16 protein-coding genes are annotated in these 17,413 nt (G+C 63.7%); 8 read left to right on the top strand and 8 right to left on the bottom strand.

Features of this window, described 5'->3' with window-relative positions:
- Positions 1-6 precede the first annotated feature (6 nt).
- Together NDN01_RS04325 and NDN01_RS04320 are read left to right on the top strand one after the other, a co-directional pair.
- Positions 7-1,209 (top strand): Ca2+-dependent phosphoinositide-specific phospholipase C, encoded by a 1,203-nt coding sequence (locus NDN01_RS04325; RefSeq protein WP_272626105.1) that lies wholly within the window; start codon positions 7-9, stop codon positions 1,207-1,209.
- A 62-nt stretch (positions 1,210-1,271) separates the two neighbouring features.
- Positions 1,272-2,558: an MFS transporter gene (locus NDN01_RS04320; RefSeq protein ID WP_272626104.1), complete on the top strand. Its 1,287-nt coding sequence runs from the start codon at positions 1,272-1,274 to the stop codon at positions 2,556-2,558.
- Between the two features lie 23 nt (positions 2,559-2,581).
- Here NDN01_RS04320 and NDN01_RS04315 read toward each other — a convergent pair whose 3' ends face one another.
- The 7 genes from NDN01_RS04315 to NDN01_RS04285 all read right to left on the bottom strand — a co-directional run bounded on the left by NDN01_RS04315 (position 2,582) and on the right by NDN01_RS04285 (position 11,547).
- Entirely contained in the window at positions 2,582-3,775 is a 1,194-nt protein-coding gene (locus tag NDN01_RS04315) for a TetR family transcriptional regulator (RefSeq protein ID WP_272626102.1), read from the bottom strand.
- A 93-nt stretch (positions 3,776-3,868) separates the two neighbouring features.
- Positions 3,869-4,972: a glycosyltransferase family 2 protein gene (locus NDN01_RS04310; RefSeq protein WP_272626100.1), complete on the bottom strand. Its 1,104-nt coding sequence runs from the start codon at positions 4,970-4,972 to the stop codon at positions 3,869-3,871.
- Positions 4,969-6,009, bottom strand: a complete 1,041-nt coding sequence (gene leuB, locus NDN01_RS04305; RefSeq protein ID WP_272628018.1) for a 3-isopropylmalate dehydrogenase — start codon at positions 6,007-6,009, stop codon at positions 4,969-4,971. Before leuB ends, NDN01_RS04310 begins: the two co-directional genes overlap by 4 nt.
- A 119-nt stretch (positions 6,010-6,128) precedes the next feature.
- Complete coding sequence (gene recO / locus NDN01_RS04300) at positions 6,129-6,755, bottom strand: DNA repair protein RecO (RefSeq protein WP_272626099.1); 627 nt, start codon at positions 6,753-6,755, stop codon at positions 6,129-6,131.
- 45 nt (positions 6,756-6,800) lie between these two features.
- Complete coding sequence (locus NDN01_RS04295) at positions 6,801-7,715, bottom strand: GNAT family N-acetyltransferase (RefSeq protein WP_272626098.1); 915 nt, start codon at positions 7,713-7,715, stop codon at positions 6,801-6,803.
- Positions 7,712-8,668: a polysaccharide deacetylase gene (locus NDN01_RS04290; RefSeq protein ID WP_272626097.1), complete on the bottom strand. Its 957-nt coding sequence runs from the start codon at positions 8,666-8,668 to the stop codon at positions 7,712-7,714. The genes NDN01_RS04295 and NDN01_RS04290 overlap by 4 nt, the downstream gene beginning before the upstream one ends.
- An 83-nt stretch (positions 8,669-8,751) precedes the next feature.
- The gene (locus NDN01_RS04285) at positions 8,752-11,547 is read right to left on the bottom strand and encodes a DUF3857 domain-containing protein (RefSeq protein WP_272626096.1); all 2,796 of its coding nucleotides are present in this window, start codon (positions 11,545-11,547) and stop codon (positions 8,752-8,754) included.
- On the opposite strand from NDN01_RS04285, the gene NDN01_RS04280 reads away from it, so the two are divergent.
- Complete coding sequence (locus tag NDN01_RS04280) at positions 11,546-11,797, top strand: hypothetical protein (RefSeq protein ID WP_272626095.1); 252 nt, start codon at positions 11,546-11,548, stop codon at positions 11,795-11,797. The two genes, NDN01_RS04285 and NDN01_RS04280, sit on opposite strands and share 2 nt — an antisense overlap.
- A gap of 139 nt (positions 11,798-11,936) precedes the next feature.
- Entirely contained in the window at positions 11,937-12,509 is a 573-nt protein-coding gene (locus tag NDN01_RS04275; protein WP_272628016.1) for a DUF5681 domain-containing protein, read from the top strand.
- 330 nt (positions 12,510-12,839) lie between these two features.
- Here the strand turns inward: NDN01_RS04275 and NDN01_RS04270 are convergent, their stop codons facing one another.
- Positions 12,840-14,366, bottom strand: a complete 1,527-nt coding sequence (locus NDN01_RS04270) for a HEPN domain-containing protein (protein WP_272626093.1) — start codon at positions 14,364-14,366, stop codon at positions 12,840-12,842.
- A 140-nt stretch (positions 14,367-14,506) separates the two neighbouring features.
- Between NDN01_RS04270 and NDN01_RS04265 the strand changes: the two genes are divergently transcribed.
- The 4 genes from NDN01_RS04265 to NDN01_RS04250 are packed head-to-tail and all read left to right on the top strand — an operon-like array spanning position 14,507 to position 17,400.
- Positions 14,507-14,974 (top strand): TIR domain-containing protein, encoded by a 468-nt coding sequence (locus NDN01_RS04265; protein WP_272626092.1) that lies wholly within the window; start codon positions 14,507-14,509, stop codon positions 14,972-14,974.
- Positions 14,974-15,612 carry a hypothetical protein gene (locus tag NDN01_RS04260; protein WP_272626090.1) on the top strand — a complete coding sequence of 213 codons (639 nt, stop codon included), beginning with the start codon at positions 14,974-14,976 and terminating at the stop codon, positions 15,610-15,612. The genes NDN01_RS04265 and NDN01_RS04260 overlap by 1 nt, the downstream gene beginning before the upstream one ends.
- A complete protein-coding gene (locus tag NDN01_RS04255) occupies positions 15,593-16,738 on the top strand; it encodes a nucleoside triphosphate pyrophosphohydrolase family protein (protein WP_272626088.1) in 1,146 nt (381 codons plus the stop codon). The genes NDN01_RS04260 and NDN01_RS04255 overlap by 20 nt, the downstream gene beginning before the upstream one ends.
- Complete coding sequence (locus NDN01_RS04250; RefSeq protein WP_272626086.1) at positions 16,735-17,400, top strand: uracil-DNA glycosylase; 666 nt, start codon at positions 16,735-16,737, stop codon at positions 17,398-17,400. Before NDN01_RS04255 ends, NDN01_RS04250 begins: the two co-directional genes overlap by 4 nt.
- Positions 17,401-17,413 lie beyond the last annotated feature (13 nt).

Genomic DNA, 17,413 nt, shown 5'->3' with positions numbered 1-17,413 from the left:
TTTCCCATGATCAGCCGTTCCCTACGCCTTGCCTCCGTGCTGGCGACCGCCACCATTGCCCTCACCGCCGCTGCCGCCGGACAGCAAAAACGCGAGGCGAGCGAGATACCCGAATCGACCCCGATCAACCGAATCCAGGTGGTCGGGACCCACAACAGCTATTCGGCCGGGGTCGATCCGCGCGTGCTCGCGCTGCTCGATCAGCGGCTGCCCTCGATGGGCAAGCTGCTGACCGCCATGCCGGCGGACAAGCGCGCTGAGTTCCAGGTCGCGCATCCCAATGACGTGACTTTCTCGGAAGCGCTGAGCTATCGCCACCCGAGCCTGACCGAGCAGCTCAACCTCGGCGTGCGTGGACTCGAGATCGACGTCAACGCCGATCCCGATGGTGGCGCCTATGCCGATCCCGCCGCCTATCGCCTGCTCCGCGCGCAGGGCATCACCGATCTGCTGCCGTTCGATCCCGCGCCGATGAAAGCACCGGGAATCAAGGTGCTGCACATGGCGGACATCGACTTCCGCAGCCACTGCCCGACCTTTCGCGGCTGCCTGGCCGAGATCAAGGCCTGGTCGGACGCCCATCCCCGCCATGTCCCGATTTTCGTGATGATCGAGGCCAAGGTGCAGTCGATGCCGATCCTGCCCGGATCGTCCAAGGTGCCGCCCTTCACCGCCGCGACCTATGACGAGATCGATCGCACCATCCTCGACGTGATCGGCCGCGCCAGCCTTGTCACGCCGGACGATGTGCGTGGGAACTATCCGACGCTGGAACAGGCTGTGCTGGCGGGTCATTGGCCGACGCTGGGCCAGGCACGGGGCAAGATCATCTTCCAGCTGATCACCGCGACCGGGCATGATGGCGCGTCCGACTATCTGGCCGGGCATCCAGGGCTGAAAGGCCGGCTTGCCTTTCTCGATTCGCAACCGGGCCAGCCCTATGCCGCCTTCATCCTCGACGACAATGCGCTCGCGCGGGGTGCCCAGATCAGCGACGAGGTCCGCAAGGGCTATCTCGTGCGGTCGCGCTCGGACATCGAGACCTATGAGGCCAAGGTCAACGACATGACCCGCGCCAACGCCACCTTCGCCAGCGGCGCGCAGGTCGTGTCGACCGATTTCGAGAAGGCCGGAAACGCCTATGGCACGCCCTATGTCATCCGCTTGCCCGGCGGGAGCGTCGCGCGCGTGGCGCCGGCGGTGAAATAACCACCGACCGCATCGCGAGAAGAGTCGCCGGGCTGTCATCACCGGGCGATAACGGCGCAGGCATGGCCTTGCCCGTTATGCCCGGTTCACGCGGCTTGCCGATGCTGCTCGGCTATAGCTGCGTCCATGTCGGCAAGAGCTTGCTCTGGGCCGGCGAAGATGCGCTCACCCTCTATATCATGGTGCGTTTCCTCGCGTTGCCACCGGCGCTGGCGGGGGCGATCTTTCTCGCCAGTGCCCTGTGGAACGCGCTCTGCGACGGGCTGATAGGGGCAGCCTTGCACCGGTCGGCATGGCTGCGACGCCGAATGCCGCTGCTGTCGGTGCCCGCGATCCTGGCCAGCGCGCTGGGTTTCGCGGCGCTGCCGCTGGCGGCGCAGCACTCGGCCTGGTGGGTGGCGACGTTGCTCCTGCTGTTCAGGACCGGCTTCAGCCTTGCCGACGTGCCGCATAACGGCCTCACCGGCCTGCTCGCGGCGGACGGGCAGCATCTGCCGGCGGCACGGATCCGGGCGATCGGTTCGGCCGGCGCAGCCCTCGTCATCGGGCTGGTATGCGTCGCCATGCTCAACCCGAGCGACAACGCCCGATCCACAGTAGCTCTGCTTGCCGGCGGGATCGCGCTCGCCGCGCTCGTCCTGATGGCGCCCCTGCCCTTCCTGCTCGCGGCCGACCGCGAAAGCCGCGACAAGCTGCCGATCGACGAAAGAGCAGGGCCCTTCGGCAATCGTGCGCTCTGGATCTATTGCGGCGCCACTATGCTTGGGCTGGCCGGATTGGGTGCGACCGGAAAGGCGTTGCTCCATCTCGATTTCGTCGCCCGCGGGATCGGCCCTACGGCCCTTCTGCTCGCAACGACGGGGCGGCTCGGCTCGATCTGGATCTGGTCGCCGGTGGCGCTGCGGATCGGCAATCGTACGGCACTGGGCCTCGCGTATGTCGCAAGCGGCGCGGCGGCGTTGCTCCTGCCTTGGTTTGCCGGTGCTGCCGGCCTTAGCGTGGTGTTCCTGCTGATACTGTTCGGGGTAGCCGGCGGCGGCGTCGCCTTGTTGAGCTGGGCAGTGCTGACCGAAACAATCGAGCGCGGCCTTCCCGCCGACAGACCCGCATTCACCGCCGCGTTCGGTATCTTCACCATGTGCATGAAAGTCGCGCTTGGCCTCGCAGCAGTCCTCGTCGGTGGCTGGCTTTGGGCCAGCGATGCCAGTGTCAACACAGATGCGGCCAAATTCTGGTCGCTGGGCCTCCTGGTGGCCTTTGCCTGCGGGCTTGCCGGCGGCATCATCATATTGTCGGAAACTACAAGAACACGACCTTCGCGTTCATTGGCGCCAGCACCAAGCCGGTGACCGCGGGCATCGGTTTCCGCATCTCAGCTATCGTCGCACGCAGCGAAACCCGCTCGCAATGCGGCAAGTTGATCAAGTGTGACGACATCCTGCTCGCTGCGGCCGCATGCCAGCGCAGCTAGCCCGGCCCCGACCAATATCAGCACAGCCGTCTGGCTCGCCGCGCGGTCAAGCCCCGTCGCGCCACCGATCGCCTCACCGACAGCCTCGTGCACGTTCTCGGCGCGGCGCCGACGCATATCGAGCGCGAACGGGACCATCGCTTGATCTCGCGCCGCCGCCAGCGCGATTGAGTGGGTCGTGCGGATAACGGCCGGGCCGAAACGCCGGGCGGAATCCGGCTCTCCCGCCCCGTTCAATTCGCGCCGCATTTCGAGGATCAGTGCCTCCATGCCGGCATCGAGCAGATCGTCCCGGGTGCGAAAGTGATGCGCCACGCTCGAATTGGGCACACCGGCCTGTGCGGCGACCAGCCGGTGTGTGACGCTCGCCGCCCCCTGATCGACGATGACATCGGCAATATATCGGGCCAACTCGGCCTTTTTCGACCCGGCGGGGAGGTCAACCGGCAAGGGCGCGGTTGCCGGACTGATGCCGCAAGCGGCGACGAGAGTTTCGAAATGCAGAGAAAGCCCATCCCCGTTCCCCGCGAGCCCTTCGGCGAGCCGGCCGATCGTCGCCGCACGCAGCAGCCGATAATCGGGATCGTGTCCCGCCGCGATCGAGAAGGGCAGCTCGTCCCGGCAATAACAAGCGATCGCCCGGCCGAACACGATGGCTCTCGCCTCGTATCGACGGGCCAGCGCCCCGCTCCAGAAATCCTCTTCGTCCTCTAGGAGGTTGGCAATGCCGGGATAGCCCGCCGGATCAAGTCCCGCTTCGAGCAGCAGTTCGCATCCGGTCAGGGCAGCGTCGCGCCGCACCGTCGACGCCTGGTCGAGATAGGCCGTGATGATTGCCGCCAGGACCGGCGGCACTCCCAGGTCGAGCCCAGCCATCCGCGCGAGCCACGCCGCATGCACCGCCTGACGCTCCAGGCGCTCTTCTTCGACGAGATGGGCGATCAGCGCCGCCTTGTCGCCAATCCGATAGTTGAGCGAGCCAAGCGAGGTTCCCGCATCCTGCGCGACCGAGCGCAGGCTAAGCCCGCGAATGCCATTCGTGGCAATTCGTGCACGGGCGGCATTCAGGAAAACAAGTGCCGATACGCCCCGCATTCATCGACTCTTGCCTGCGCAGCAGGTGAAATACAACTCGAAGAAAAATGCAGGCCAATACACTGAGGCGCGCCTGCGCTAAGGGCCCAGCCCCTAGTAACGCCCCCATGTGAATCGTGACGACAGAGCGTAGTTCCAGACCGCTCCGACCATGATCCCCGCCAGCGCCGAAAAGGCCCAGGTGTCCGACCGTGCATCGTAGAGAAAGGCGGCAACGCCGACATTGGCAATCGCGCCAACGCCGCACACCGCACAGAACGATACCCAACCCTCGAACAATTGCTTCGCGCCCTTGAGCCGGCCGTCGCGGTAAGTCAGCGCGTTGTTGAGGAAGAAGTTGAAGGTCATCGCCACGATCGTCGCGATGATGGTCGAGACGAGAAAGCCGAACGCCAGTTCCTTGAATAACGGTCCCAGCACAAGGAAATGCACACCGGCGCCCAGCGCGCCGATCGCCGCGAACATGGCGAAACGCACCGGCACGACACGCCCGAACATCCGGTCATAGATCGCGATGAGATATTCCATCGCAACGACGTGATCCAGCTTGCTCTCGCCTTCGACGCGCAGGCGAAAGGTATAGGGCAGCTCCACGAACTTCAGCGGGCGGGGATTGGCCGTCATGATATCGAGCAGAATCTTGAAACCGATCGCCGACAGATGCGGCGCGGCGTCGCGCACGATCTGGGTGCGGATCATGAAGAAGCCGCTCATCGGATCGTTCAGATCGGCCTTCAGCACCTGGCGTGACAGCTTGGTCGCGAAGGCCGACTTGGCGACGCGGTCATGATCCCAGTCGCCCGTGCCGCCGCCCCGGACGAAGCGCGAGCCGATGACGAGATCGAGATTCTCGTCCTCCAGCAGGCGATCGAGCATTGTCGGCAGGATCGTCTCGTCGTGCTGGAGATCGCCGTCGATCAATGCGACGATCGGCGCGGCGGTGGCGCACATGCCCTCAATGCAGGCCGAGGACAGCCCGCGCCGCCCGATCCGCTGGATCACCCGCACGCGCCGGTCGAGCCGGGCGATCTGGCGCGCGACACCCGCGGTACCGTCCGGACTGTTGTCGTCGACGAAGATCGCCTCCCACACACGCCCCTTGAGCGCCGCGTCGAGCTTGGCGATCAGCAGCGGCACGTTGCCTGCCTCGTTGAAGGTCGGAATGACGATCGCGAGATCGAGCAACGGTCCGCTCATGCAAGCGCCGCCAGCACCGCATCGGCCATGCCGTGGGTCGAGAGCGACCCGCCGAGATCGGCGGTGCGCGCACCGTTCGCCAGTGCCGTGGCAACCGCAGCCTCGATCCGATCGGCGGCCTCGGGCTGGTTCAGCGAGAAGCGCAGCATCATCGCCGCTGACAGGATCGCGGCCGCCGGATTGGCCTTGCCCTGCCCGGCAATGTCGGGCGCGCTGCCATGGATCGGCTCGTACAGGCCCTTGCCCGCCGCATCGAGCGCCGCAGACGGCAGCAGCCCGATCGAGCCGACGCACATGCTCGCCAGGTCGGAAAGGATGTCGCCGAAAAGATTGCCGGTGACGATCACGTCGAACTGGCCTGGATCGCGGACCAACTGCATCGCCGCATTGTCCACCAGCATGTGGCTGAGCGCGACATCGGGATAGTGCTTCGCCGTCTCGATCACCACGTCGCGCCAGAGCTGCGACGTTTCGAGCACATTGGCCTTGTCGATCGAACAGAGCTTCCCGCTACGCCGCTGGGCCGCCTGGAAGCCGGAATGGGCGATGCGGGAAACCTCGCTCTCGTCATAGCTCATCATGTCATAGCCTTCGCGCAGGCCCGCAGGGGTAGTGCGCATGGCCTTTTCGCCGAAATAGACGTCGCCGTTGAGTTCGCGGATGATCAGCAGGTCGATCCTCCGCGCGATCTCGGGGCGCAGCGAGGACGCGTCCTCCAGACCGGGGAAAAGCTTGGCGGGGCGCAGATTGGCGAACAGCGTCAGTTCCTTGCGAAGGCCGAGGATTGCCTGTTCGGGGCGCAGACCGCGTTCGAGATTGTCGCAGGACGGATCGCCGACCGACCCGAACAGGATCGCATCAGCGCGCTTCGCGAGATCGAGCGTCTCGGGCGGTAGCGGATGACCGGTGGCGTGATAGGCGACTCCGCCGACCAGACCTTCCTCGAAGGACAGGCCAAGATCGAGCGCCTCGAGCACGCGCCGCGCCTCGGCGGTGACTTCGGGGCCGATGCCGTCTCCGGGCAGGATTGCAATCAGGGGCAAGAGGAATCCATTCGGGCTGGGCCAGTCGAAGCTCCGCTCTTCTTCGACAGCGGGAAGGACACCCCCAGGCGCGGGGCGAACGGAGTGCGCCGCCTTTGCCGCCCAGCCGAGGATCACGCAACCGCCCTTTTGAGGCGGTCGATCAGCCGGCCTCGCGCAGCGAGTGTTTCCGCACGGCGATCAGTGAGGATATCGCTCTCCAATGCCTGGCCGGTGAGGCGAAGCGCGGCCAGGATATCGGCCCAGCCGGCCTCCCCGCCGGTGCGCAGGATATCGGGCAGGCGATCTGGCTCCAGTCCGTAGCCAAGCTCGGCGAGCAGCAGCAGCTCGTAGCGGGCAAGCGCCACCGCCCAGCCACGCGCGGCGGGCGCCGCCTCGATCGCGCCGATCACGCCATCGAGCGCGGCGTGGAGGCGCGGATAGGGCTGTGCCTCGGGCAAGGCGGTGGCGGTCAGCGCGGTCACCCATTCGAGCGCGGCGGCGGGCAGCGGCTCGGCAAAGAGCGGGGCACGGCTGTGGACGAGCTCGACGGTGAGGCCGGCGAGCTGGTCCTCGGTGCGGGAGCGCCATTCGCCCAACACGAGATTCGCCGGTTGCAGGATCGGGCGGATGTGGCGGGACCGGCCGCCCCTGACATAGCCGGGCTGCAGGCCGTGGTCGGCGGTGAGCGCCCGCACGATCGCGCCATGCTCGCCATGCTGGCGGATCGCGAGGACCAGGGCTTCGGCGCGAAGATGCATGCCCGGGGTGTAGTCGCCCTCTTCCCGGAGGGGGAGAGGGTGAAATCAGGCGCGGCGGATCTTCTTCGCGATCTTCTGCAACCCCAGCCTTGCGACGGCATCCTTGCCGAACGCCGCGGTGCGGTCGAACGTCCCCAGCGCCATGGTCGCCAACCGATTCGCGAGGCTCGCCCGGAGAAGGAGCATGTCGAGGCACTCGACGCCGCCGGTCGAGAACTGGCGCTTGTGCTGGCCGTCCCCCTCGGTGAAGTCGAAACGGGTCAGCCCCTCCTCCGCGAAGAGGTCACGCATCGCCTCCATCTGGAGGACCCCGCCGGGGGAAAGGTCGGAGAATGCCGGATCGTGGCCGACATGATCGTAGCGGACGACACCGCTGCCGATCGAACAATAGAGATAGGCCGCGGGTTCCCCGGCGATGTACAGCAGCCAGCCGCGCACCGAATCCGCCGCCGCGAGCTGATACATCGAGTGCAGGAAGGCCGAATCATCAGGCAGGCCGTCGCCGAGCAGCTTTTCCTGATAGGTGCGTATCGAGATGCGCCGCGCGATGTCGTGGAACGCCGCCATCTCCTCCGGCGTGCGGAAGCGGCGGATATCGAGCTTGCCGCCCGAGACGGCCGCGACCTTCTTCGCCTTGCGCTTCAGGCCGGAACGCGCGTTGGACGACATGGCGTCGAGCCAGGCATCGAAGCCGATGGTCAGATCGGCATAGCGCCGCGTGTAGCGCTGCCTGACAAAAGCGATCATGCCGCCGCCAGCAAGGACCATGGCGTCGCGACGGTCCTCCGGCAGAGAAGTGATCTGATAGCCATGCGCGCTCCGGTCGAGCGGCGGCAGCACGGGCAGCCCGCCGTCAAGCGCCTCGTCCAGCGTCAGCGGCACGCGGACCAGCTGGCGCTGGATCGAGGCGAGCGTGCGCGCGCCGACCTGGAAGCGGAGCGGCATCGGCACGGCGTTCATGCGGCGCGCTCCTCGACCATGTTTGACCAGAGCTGCTCGGCCTGGCGCCAGCGGGTGCGGAGCGAGTTGGGGCCCAGCGCGGCGTCGTTGCGGCCGAGACGCAAGGCGGGACGATCAGCGAAATGGGCGGTGGGCAGGAGATCGCTCCACTCAGCCAGCAGCGCGCACAGCGCCTCGAAGCGGCGGACATGGACTGCATTGGCCCGCGTGCCCGAACGATTGGCGAGCTCGAAGCCATGGCTGACGATCGTCACCGCGGCATGATCCTCCATCGTGGCGTGCTCAAGCGCGGCGCGCTGCTCGCCTGCCGACAGGGCGCAGATCTGGAAGTTGCGCAACGCCCCGGGGCGATCCTCGATCAGCGTCACCGGCACCTCGATCAGCCCGTGGCGCTCGACCGGCGAGATATGGCCCGGCGGCAAGCCGATCGCGCTTGGCCAGGGATGCTCCGCGCCGTTGTGGCTGCTGTCGTAGAGGAACCCGAGCGAGGCGAGCGCCCGCAGCGTATCGTCGTTCGCGCCGTAGCTGCCGGCGCGGAAGGCGATCGGGTTCGGGGCGCCGGCCGCGGCGAGCAATTCGGTGGCGCCCACGATGAGGTCATATTGCTCGCTCCGCGAATAATCGCCCATCTCGAACCGGGCGAAGCTGGTCCCGCCGTCGCCGAGCTTCGCGCCGGTCCAGTGCGGGTGGAGGTGAAGCTGCACCTCCTGGCCGGCATCGAGGATCGTTTCCACCACGCGCCGGGTCGGCTCCAGCCCGAAGATCAGCGCCGGCATCGGATCGACGAAGAAGCACGCCTTGAGCCCATGCCGGGCGAGCATCCCAAGCTGGTAGCTGACGCCGACCCCGGCGGGCTCCATCGAGCGATCGTAGATCGCCGCGCGGTCGAGCCCGTCGATATGGTGGCGCCACATCAGCTCGGTATCGACGGTAAGGAAGACGGGCGTAGGCATCGCCGGTGAGAATTAGTGGTCGCTGGTGAAAATTCTCCCAACACGGGGGCCGTTTACAAAGTAGAAACACGATTTTACGAAAATCAGGGCGCAATACCGTATTTCGCGTAGGTGCGATCGATCTGCGGCGTCATCATCCGCGCCGCGGCGATATCCCCCTCGCCCGCCCTGGCATCGCCCATCCGCTTGCGCACCACGCCGCGCATGAACATGCTGGCGGGCAGGCCCGGATCGAGATCGAGCGCGGCATTCAGATCGGCCAGCGCGTCATCGAAGCGATTCATGCGGAAATAGACCATCGCCCGGCTGTCGAGGATCGACTGGGGCGCATCGCTCAGCTCGATCGCCTTGGTGCAATCCTTGAGCGCCGTATCGAGCATCACGTTGAGCGTGCCCTTCATCCAGCAGCGCGCGTTGAGCAGCATGGGGCTGCCCGGCGTCGCCGCGATGGCGGCGTCGATCGTGGCGATCGCCCCGTCCTTGTCGCCGCTCTCCCCAAGGATCTCCGCCTTTGCCGCGATGAAACCGGGCTTGTCCTTGCCGCCCTCGTCGATCCGCTGATCGAGCAGGGTCAGCGCGCGATCCTTCTCGCCATTGTCGGCGAGGAGCGACGCGAGCTGGTTGATCGCGGCGCCCGATGCCGGATCGACCTTGCGGGCGGCGGCCACATCCGCCAGCGCCTTCGTCTTGTCGCCCATTTCCTCATAAAGCCGCGCGCGAGTCAGATAGGTGTCAACGCCCGGATCGATCGCGATGGCGCGGGTCAGGTCCTCGATCGCCTGGCCGCGTTCATAGATCCGTTCAAGGAACCAGGCGCGGTTGGTATAGGGCTCCGCCTTGCCCGGCTGATCGGCGATCCCCTGCCTGTACTGCGCCAGGATCGCATCGAACCGTTTCGCCTTCTTGCCCGCCTCCACGACCTGCCAGGGCGCGGGATAGGTCGCGGGCGCCACCACGCGCAGCAGATGCTGCCGTGCCTGGTCGAGCCGCTGGCGCTCGGCGGCGATATCGGCGGCGGCGATTTCGCCGCCGGTCGACAGGACGCGGTCCTCAGTGGTGATCACGCCATCAGCCAGGCTCGTGGTGCGTTCCACTTTGGTGCCGGCCAGTTCGGCCGACAATGTCTGGTTGCCCTCCAGCGTGAAGCCGGCGCCGCCGTCGGGCAGGCGTATCCTGGCATGGATCACGACATGATGCGGATCATCCGTCGCGACCGGGATGTCGCGCCATGCCGGCCGGGTGCGATCCGGCTGGAATTTCAGCCGGGCGACCGCGCGATCAAGCGTCGAACGATAGCGCTCATTCTCCTTGTTCCAGTCGGGATAGGACACGCCCGCCGCGTTGAGCGTCGCGGTGCCGGCGACATCGTCGAAGCTGATGCTGCGCGTCATGACCGTCGGCGCGTCGAGATAGGGGGTGATGAGCTTGGAGACCATCTCGGCAAGCTGTTCCTTGCTTGCCTGAATCGATCCGGCGCGCATCAGCTCGGCGAGCGCACCGCGCACCGTGATCGCCATCCTGAACGGCGCGGGGAAATCCACCCCCGCCGTCTCGTCAAGATCGATTTCGGCGCGCAGTTCAGGCCGGGCGTCCGGACGCATCGGCACGGGCAACAGCCCGGCGCCCGCCACCCGCACCGGAAGGACGAAGCGGAAGGGCGGCGCATCATGGATATCCGCCAGCCGCGCGCCGCCGTCAGTGCCGTCGAGCCACAGGCTCTCCCCCGCGACGGTCGCGCGAACGAAGACATGGTCGAAGGCGCCGGGGGTCGGCAGGCGATCCTGCAACAGATCCCCAAGCTGGCTGCTCGCCAGCACCGGCTCGGCCTCGATCCCCAGTTCGTGGAGCAGCGCGAGCAGCAGCAGCGTCTTCGCCTTGCAATCGCCGTAGCGCAGGTTCCAGGTCTGGGCTGGCTTCTGCGGCACGTAATTGCCGTTATCCATGCCCTTGAACAAATAGCGTATCTTTTGCTGCACCAGTTCGAGCGCCAGCTCGGCCCGCTTCAGCGGATCAGTCTCGGCGGCCTTGATCCGCGCGACCTCGGCGGCGAGCGGGCTGCCCGGCGCGATCAGGCCATCAGTCGCGTAGAGCGGCGCCATCACCTGCGAGATCGCGTTCCAGCCGCCGAAGCTGGTCGCCTCGAGCATCGGCGGACGGCGGAAGCGCGCCGGGGCATCGGCGGGCATCTCGGCCGGCTTGGGCAGCGGCAGCGCGATGACCAGCTCGCGATAACCCCCGGCGCTCGTCACCTGCGGCTGGACGGCACCGGTATTGGCCTTCCAGTGGATATCGACATCCTGCGGCCAGACCAGCCTGGTCCGGGCGAACTGGACGCGGAAGGGCTCGGCGGGAAGCGCCGCAAAGGCCTGCACATTGCCCTTCAGCGTCGGATCCTTCTCCGTCACCGAATAGCTCAGGTGCAGCACGTCGCCGACGCGAAGCCCCTCGACCGCCATGGTCGCGGTGAGCGTGCCGTTGAGCATGCGCTGTTCGAGCTGTTCCTCGCGGCGCAGCACCGAGAAACGATCCCCGGTGGCGAGCAGATCGATATGCTCAGTGCCGCGGATGATCTCAGCGCGGTGGATGATCAGGTCGCCCTTGTCGGGCGACCAGGGCAGCTTGACCGTGCCGAGCGTGTCGAGGAGCTGGGTCGAGCCGACGCGGGCGGCCGTTTCCATATAGCCGGTGACCTCGCCGTCCTTCAGACGCTGCTGATTATCGAGGATCAGGAAGACGGGTGAATCGTCCCTGACCGTGGCGGGGTCGATCGGCGGCGCGGGCTTCACCCAATCCGGCACCGGCGCGTACAGCGGCTTGTCCCCGGCATGAGCGACAGAGCCGGCCGCGAGCAGCGAGGCGAAGAAAATTGGCCGATACATGATGTTACCCCTTGTCCTGCGCGACTCTAGCGCGGCGCGCCGGGCCGACAAGAAGGCGCGAAGAGGATTTTTGGTGCGCGGACGATGCGGAAATGGCGGGCAATCCACCCGCGGGCGCGGCGGATCGCCGGGGCGCGTGCCGGCGGATTTTCCGATTTTCTTTTTTCTTCCGCTGTTATGTTGGATTTTCGCGCCGAAATTAGCCCGTGATTTCAAGGACAAGATGCCCGCTTTCCCTGTTACGCCATAACAGCGGAAAACCGGGCCGATATCCGGCGAAATGTTCCGTTGCGCGCGGCGAACCAGCGCCGGAATCGCCCCCGCTTGATTCAACTGTTCGCCGGAATCGGGTCTTGTGAGAGCGGGATGATCCATAGCGAGTGCGTGACATGGTGGAGCGGCGGGTTGAATCGAGCGACGGGACTCAGAAAACGGCGGATGAGGATGTGGCGGAGGCCGCTGGCATCGAACCGGCCGCCTATGACGTCGGGAAGGGCAAGCCGCCGGTCGGCCGGCGCTTCGCCAGGGGCCGGTCGGGCAACCCACGGGGCAGGCCGAAAGTGCGCGGCGGCACGGGCAGGCCGGGCGATCGCCTGATCGGATCGGACCAGCCGACGCGCATGATGATCCTGGAAGAAGCGTATCGGACGATCACCGTGCGGGACGGCGAGGAGGAAGTGCAGATCGCCGCGAACCGGGCGGTGTTCCGCGCGATGATGGAACGCGCGCTGAAGGGCAGCAGGATCGCGCAGCGCAAATGGATCGAGATGGTCGAGCAAGCCGAGTCCCAGCAGAAGCGCGACCAGCAGGTGCTGTACAACACGTTGGAACTGCCGACGCGCAAGTTCGTGGACCGGCCGGGCTGGGGCAAGGCGCCGGACATGAAATGGTCAGACGAGATCGTGTACGATCCGAATATTGGGCGGACGGTTATACGGCGGGCGGCGGAGGAGGAGGAGTGAGAGGGTGTGGGGCGGGATCTGGCGCGCCTCTCTGAGTCGGCGCTTCAACAGGTGATAGATTGGCAGAAGTACCACCAGAACAGCGTCTTGATTAGGTGTCGTGCGGCTTTGCGCCCCATTTATCGCCATTAAGAACCCGTACAGCCGATCCCAAAAGCTGCCGTTGCTTAAGCCAATTCCGAATCGGCCAATGGCCCTTTTTCCGCCTGACCATCCGAGGCCCGGATGGCGCTCGCGCGCGGCATGAAGCGGCTGGGACGACGTTCGCCGCAAGCTTGCGATAAAACCTTTGGCGAGTTGAGTGGCAATTGGACGACGCTGGCGACTGAGTCAGCCGGCTCCCGCACAATCGCCGCGTGATGACGATGTTTTCGCGCGCAGATCAAGGAGCACCTGTGCGTGATGGTTCCATTCGACAACCAGTTCGCTGAACGGGTGCGCACCGACGGAGCCTTGCTTTGCCCATCGATCGATGTCCCACCCAGCATCCAGCAAATCCGCGGCGACGAACAGAAACTCCAGCGCGCATGTCAAAAACGGGATCACACCTCCATGATCGGTATAAGTGAAACTACCCGGGCTACCATGCACATAATGGTTCCGGCATTTCACCGCCTCGTCAGTGACGATATCCATATGCTCAAACTTAATCTTCGAGTTCCGCACGACCAAGTCTGCGCGCTGACGAATTCTCTCCCGAAGGGTGAGATTCCCCAACCGGCCTAAAGCGCCAAGGATGCTCCCTCGCTCGGGACTGTCCGGCAAAGCCTTGAAGATATTTTTGGTTTGATCCCGCGCCTCAACGACCTTCGGATCGATCGCTTGCGGCAATGAAAAAGCATCCTTGGGCAGGATATCGAACATGTTCGCCGCACCGACGAGACGACTGATCGAGAAGCGCCGCTGTGCCCCAAAGCCTTCAGAGAACCTTACGCGTGCATCCAGTCGCGCCGCATCGTTTTCAAGCCAGCGCGAAAGTACCGTCGCGAAGCCCTCGGGGTCTTCCACCGCCGAGACGAGTGTCTCAGAGGCATGGGGTGATCGATGTTCCCATTCCGATCGGCGCGCCGGGGAATGAACCCAATAGAGGTTGAGCGCCGACCTCGGTTCTTCTCCTCTCGTCCATAAAGCGGTGAAGTCGAGATTCTGCGGTCGACCCGCCAGAAGTTCAAGAAACCGCAGGAGACTGATGACCCGATCCAGCGTTTGTTCGAGATGAAGCGGCTCAAAAAAAATGAGATCCACAATCACGAAGTTGCGTATCGATGCCGATCGCGGGCTAGCCATGAAATCAGGCGGTGCCAATTGGTGGCGCACGCGAACGGTACCGAACACCGTTGTTACGGTTACAACTTCTATGCGACCGGCAAAATAGGCGATTTCTGGCGAAGGTCCCCTCGGTATCTTGCGGTCGATTAGGCGTTCATTCGCCTCGACAACCACATCGATAACCTCGGTTGGATGGATTACATGCCCAAAGGCATCGAAATCGTAGAAGATGGATTCCGCGTCATCGACGTGAAAGGTAATCTGATCGATTGACGGTTTCGCTACATCGAGATGATGAGCACCGAAGACGACATAGCCAGGCATCACCTCGTAAAAGGTGTAGCGGTCACCGTAGTAGGTCGCTGAACCGGGACCCGACCGAAGCGTGGACCATAACAAGGTCACCTTCTTTCGGTCATGCAAGGTACCCCGAATGCACGCGAGATCCGACATCTTGAGATCGAAGAACTCAGCATCGTGAAGATAGAGTATTGTTGCTCCCCTAGATATCGTAAGATCGCCGAGGATCGCACGGCCTCCGATCTCGAACACACCACTGAGCTTTACTCCTTCTTCGATCTCACTCATGCGCATCGTCACGTTCCTTCCGTCTCACGCAGATAAATTCAAAATGGATCAGGTCGTCGGTTATGGCAGCTAGATCACGGCCTTCCCTTAACCAGCATCTCATCCTACATAACAATAAGAGAACTCGGGGGAGGGACGGCATGGCCGACATGAAAAATGTGTTCATCAGCCACGTCCATAAGGACGATGCCGGGCTAAAAAAGTTGAAGGATCTTCTGGCGCCCAAAGGCATGGGCATCCGGGACTCGTCGATACATGTCGGCAAATTCAACAACGCCACTGACGAAAAATACATCAAAACCCAGATACTTGCTCCAGCGATCAATTGGGCTGGAGTGTTCATTTGTTACGTGTCGCCGCAGACAAAAGGCAGCGACTGGGTCAATTGGGAAATTGAGTACGCGGCAAAGCAGGGCAAGCGTATTGTCGGTGTGTGGGAGCACGGTGAAAAGGAATGCGACTTGCCAGCGGCGTTGACCGAATATGCCGATGCCATGGTCGGCTGGAACGGCGACGCGATTATCGATGCGATCAACGGAAAGGATACCTGGGAGAAACCCGATGGCGGTCCGTGTGACACCGTTCCGCTGAAGAAACATCCCTGCTGATGCCGCGCCTACACTCCTATGTCGTCCGCTATGATAGCGGCTTCGCGCCAAACCCGTTCTACGGGTATGCGACGCTCGCTACATGCAAGCCGGGCATTCGCAGATCCGCGAAACTCGGTGACTGGGTGGTAGGAAGCGGGAGCAACCAGCGACGCATCCTACGCGGCGGCCACCTCGTCCACGCGATGCGCGTCACGGACATTCTCAGCTTCCAGGAATATGACGCGGATCCGCGCTTCGCCCACAAAAAGCCGTATCGGAATGGGAGCCGAAAGCAGAGTTGCGGCGACAATATCTATTTTCGCAATGAGGCCGATGACGGCTGGCTACAGCGCGATTCATTCCACACCACCGATACGGGTCAACAGAATCTCCGTCATATATCGCGCGACACTGGCGACAATCGCGTCCTCGTGAGTGAGGATTTCGTTTATTATGGCGGCTATGGCCCTCTGATCCCAGGCAACCTCGTCGATGTAGACGGCCGCGGCCTGTGCAAGGAAGGCATCGGACGCAATGTCTTCGACGACCCCAGTTTGATCACACGCTTCGAGGCGTGGGTCCGATCAATCGGCGACTTCGGCTATCAGGGCGCACCCTATGAATGGAGACAGCGTCGTGGCGGCGGCGGTTATTGAGGGCCTTGGCGGCTCGGTGCCTTTGAGCGACTATGTCGCCCAGATCGAGGGAACCGATGTCCTCGGCCCCGATAGTCTCCAACCCGTCCTTCTAGGCCTTTATGGCGAGGTCGGCGGGATCATGTCAGCCTCTAAGAAAAATGTGCGCGAAGGTGCTGCTTTTCCCGGCTTCCGCAAGGCGGCTGAAGAGGAATTCGGCGACACTCTATGGTATTTTGCCGCTCTTTGCCGGCGTCTCGGCTATGCGCTGGAGGATATATTTTCCGAAGCGAGCGCGAATGGCGCGTACAAGAGGATCGGTGCGGCAAGCGACTACGGCCACGGCGCGTTGGCGCACATCCTTGTCCCGGAAAAGGCGGTCCATCTCGATACCGCGCTGTTCGACCTTGGTCGATCGGCGTCCGCGCTTCTCCAAGCCACGCCCCCGCGCGATGAGCTGCTTGGCTTTGCTGGGCATTATCTTCAGGCACTAAGCGGCGCTGGACTTGATTTCTCGACGATCGTTCGCAGCAATATTCGCAAGACGCGCGGCGCTTTTCTCCCACCCAATCCTACCGAGCTGTGCGATTTTGACGAAGGATTTCTCCCGGAAGAACAGTTGCCGCAGCAATTCCGGATTAAGGTCAGCCAGCGGGCAAGCGGGCGTACCTATCTGCAATGGAATGACGTGTTCATTGGCGATCCGCTAACGGACAACATCGCCGATCGCGATGGCTATCGATTTCATGACGTGTTTCATTTCGCTCACGCGGCAATCCTTCACTGGTCGCCGGTCATGCGCGCACTCATTAAGCAGAAGCGCAAGAGCAAGAAGGAATATGACGAGGAACAGGATAGTGGTCGGGCCATCGTCGTCGAAGAAGGGCTCACGGCGTGGATCTTCTCACGTGCCAAGGAACTCAATTTCTTCGAGGATCAGACGCGCATTTCCTTTGGCCTGCTGAAGACCATTAGCGAGTTTGTCGCTGGCTACGAAGTGTCCAAATGTCCGCCAAAATTGTGGGAGCGCGCCATTCTGGACGGCTATAAGGTTTTCAGGCAACTGCACGACGCGGAAGGGGGCTGGATCGTGGGCGATCGCGCTGCGCGAGCCATCAGATTCGAGCCTCTTGAGGAGCAGGCATGAGTACGCACCCTTTCGTCCGCGCCGTTTGCGATTTGAAATTCGAGAACACATTCAATCCCTACGTGGATCGGTGCGAAACTTTCGACCGTGTCGATGCGGCGCGTACGCGGGCGGCCGCCCTGGAAGCCATGATCGAAAGCGCGATGGCCGCGCCTGTCGATGCCATCTGGGTCGGGAGGGATCTCGGTTATCGCGGTGGACGACGTACCGGGCTGGCGTTGACCGACGAAGTTAACGCCAGCGCGCACATGAGCCGCTGGGGCGTCGAAATTAGCCGTCCGACGATCGGCGCCGTCGTTGCCGAACGGACTGCGGCCGTAATATGGACGATGCTGGCGCAGATCGAAGCGCGTATTTTTCTCTGGAATGTATTTCCGCTTCACCCACATGAGCCGGGTCAGCCCTTCACCAACCGCAATCACAACGCTAAGGAACGACGCGCAGGCGAGGACATTCTCGCATCGCTGATAGGATTGCTGCGTCCCAAGCGAATATTCGCGATCGGTAATGACGCGTCGCAAGCTGTGAGCCGCGTCAACGACCTTCTGCCGATCCTCCCCGTCCGTCATCCGAGCTATGGCGGGCAGACACAGTTTCTTCAGCAAATCCGCGAGGCTTATGCTCTCGAAACGCCGCAGCCGTCGATGCCGCTATTGCTGTAAACTGAGGTCGCGG

It is taken from the genome of Sphingomonas sp. QA11 (assembly GCF_028473665.1).
Lineage (GTDB): Bacteria > Pseudomonadota > Alphaproteobacteria > Sphingomonadales > Sphingomonadaceae > Sphingomonas > Sphingomonas phytovorans.
The sequence above is the reverse complement of the archived record's forward strand: the minus strand, read 5'-3'. Positions and strand labels throughout refer to the sequence as shown.

What these genes read in the sequence shown, in the direction of transcription:
- NDN01_RS04250 (WP_272626086.1), top strand. Translation starts at nt 16,735, where the DNA reads ATGAGTACGCACCCTTTCGTCCGCGCCGTTTGCGATTTGAAATTCGAG.
- NDN01_RS04315 (WP_272626102.1), bottom strand. Translation starts at nt 3,775, where the DNA reads ATGCGGGGCGTATCGGCACTTGTTTTCCTGAATGCCGCCCGTGCACGA.
- NDN01_RS04285 (WP_272626096.1), bottom strand. Translation starts at nt 11,547, where the DNA reads ATGTATCGGCCAATTTTCTTCGCCTCGCTGCTCGCGGCCGGCTCTGTC.
- NDN01_RS04290 (WP_272626097.1), bottom strand. Translation starts at nt 8,668, where the DNA reads ATGCCTACGCCCGTCTTCCTTACCGTCGATACCGAGCTGATGTGGCGC.
- NDN01_RS04320 (WP_272626104.1), top strand. Translation starts at nt 1,272, where the DNA reads ATGGCCTTGCCCGTTATGCCCGGTTCACGCGGCTTGCCGATGCTGCTC.
- NDN01_RS04265 (WP_272626092.1), top strand. Translation starts at nt 14,507, where the DNA reads ATGGCCGACATGAAAAATGTGTTCATCAGCCACGTCCATAAGGACGAT.
- recO (WP_272626099.1), bottom strand. Translation starts at nt 6,755, where the DNA reads ATGCATCTTCGCGCCGAAGCCCTGGTCCTCGCGATCCGCCAGCATGGC.
- NDN01_RS04295 (WP_272626098.1), bottom strand. Translation starts at nt 7,715, where the DNA reads ATGAACGCCGTGCCGATGCCGCTCCGCTTCCAGGTCGGCGCGCGCACG.
- NDN01_RS04325 (WP_272626105.1), top strand. Translation starts at nt 7, where the DNA reads ATGATCAGCCGTTCCCTACGCCTTGCCTCCGTGCTGGCGACCGCCACC.
- NDN01_RS04280 (WP_272626095.1), top strand. Translation starts at nt 11,546, where the DNA reads ATGATGTTACCCCTTGTCCTGCGCGACTCTAGCGCGGCGCGCCGGGCC.
- NDN01_RS04270 (WP_272626093.1), bottom strand. Translation starts at nt 14,366, where the DNA reads ATGAGTGAGATCGAAGAAGGAGTAAAGCTCAGTGGTGTGTTCGAGATC.
- NDN01_RS04310 (WP_272626100.1), bottom strand. Translation starts at nt 4,972, where the DNA reads ATGAGCGGACCGTTGCTCGATCTCGCGATCGTCATTCCGACCTTCAAC.
- NDN01_RS04275 (WP_272628016.1), top strand. Translation starts at nt 11,937, where the DNA reads ATGGTGGAGCGGCGGGTTGAATCGAGCGACGGGACTCAGAAAACGGCG.
- NDN01_RS04260 (WP_272626090.1), top strand. Translation starts at nt 14,974, where the DNA reads ATGCCGCGCCTACACTCCTATGTCGTCCGCTATGATAGCGGCTTCGCG.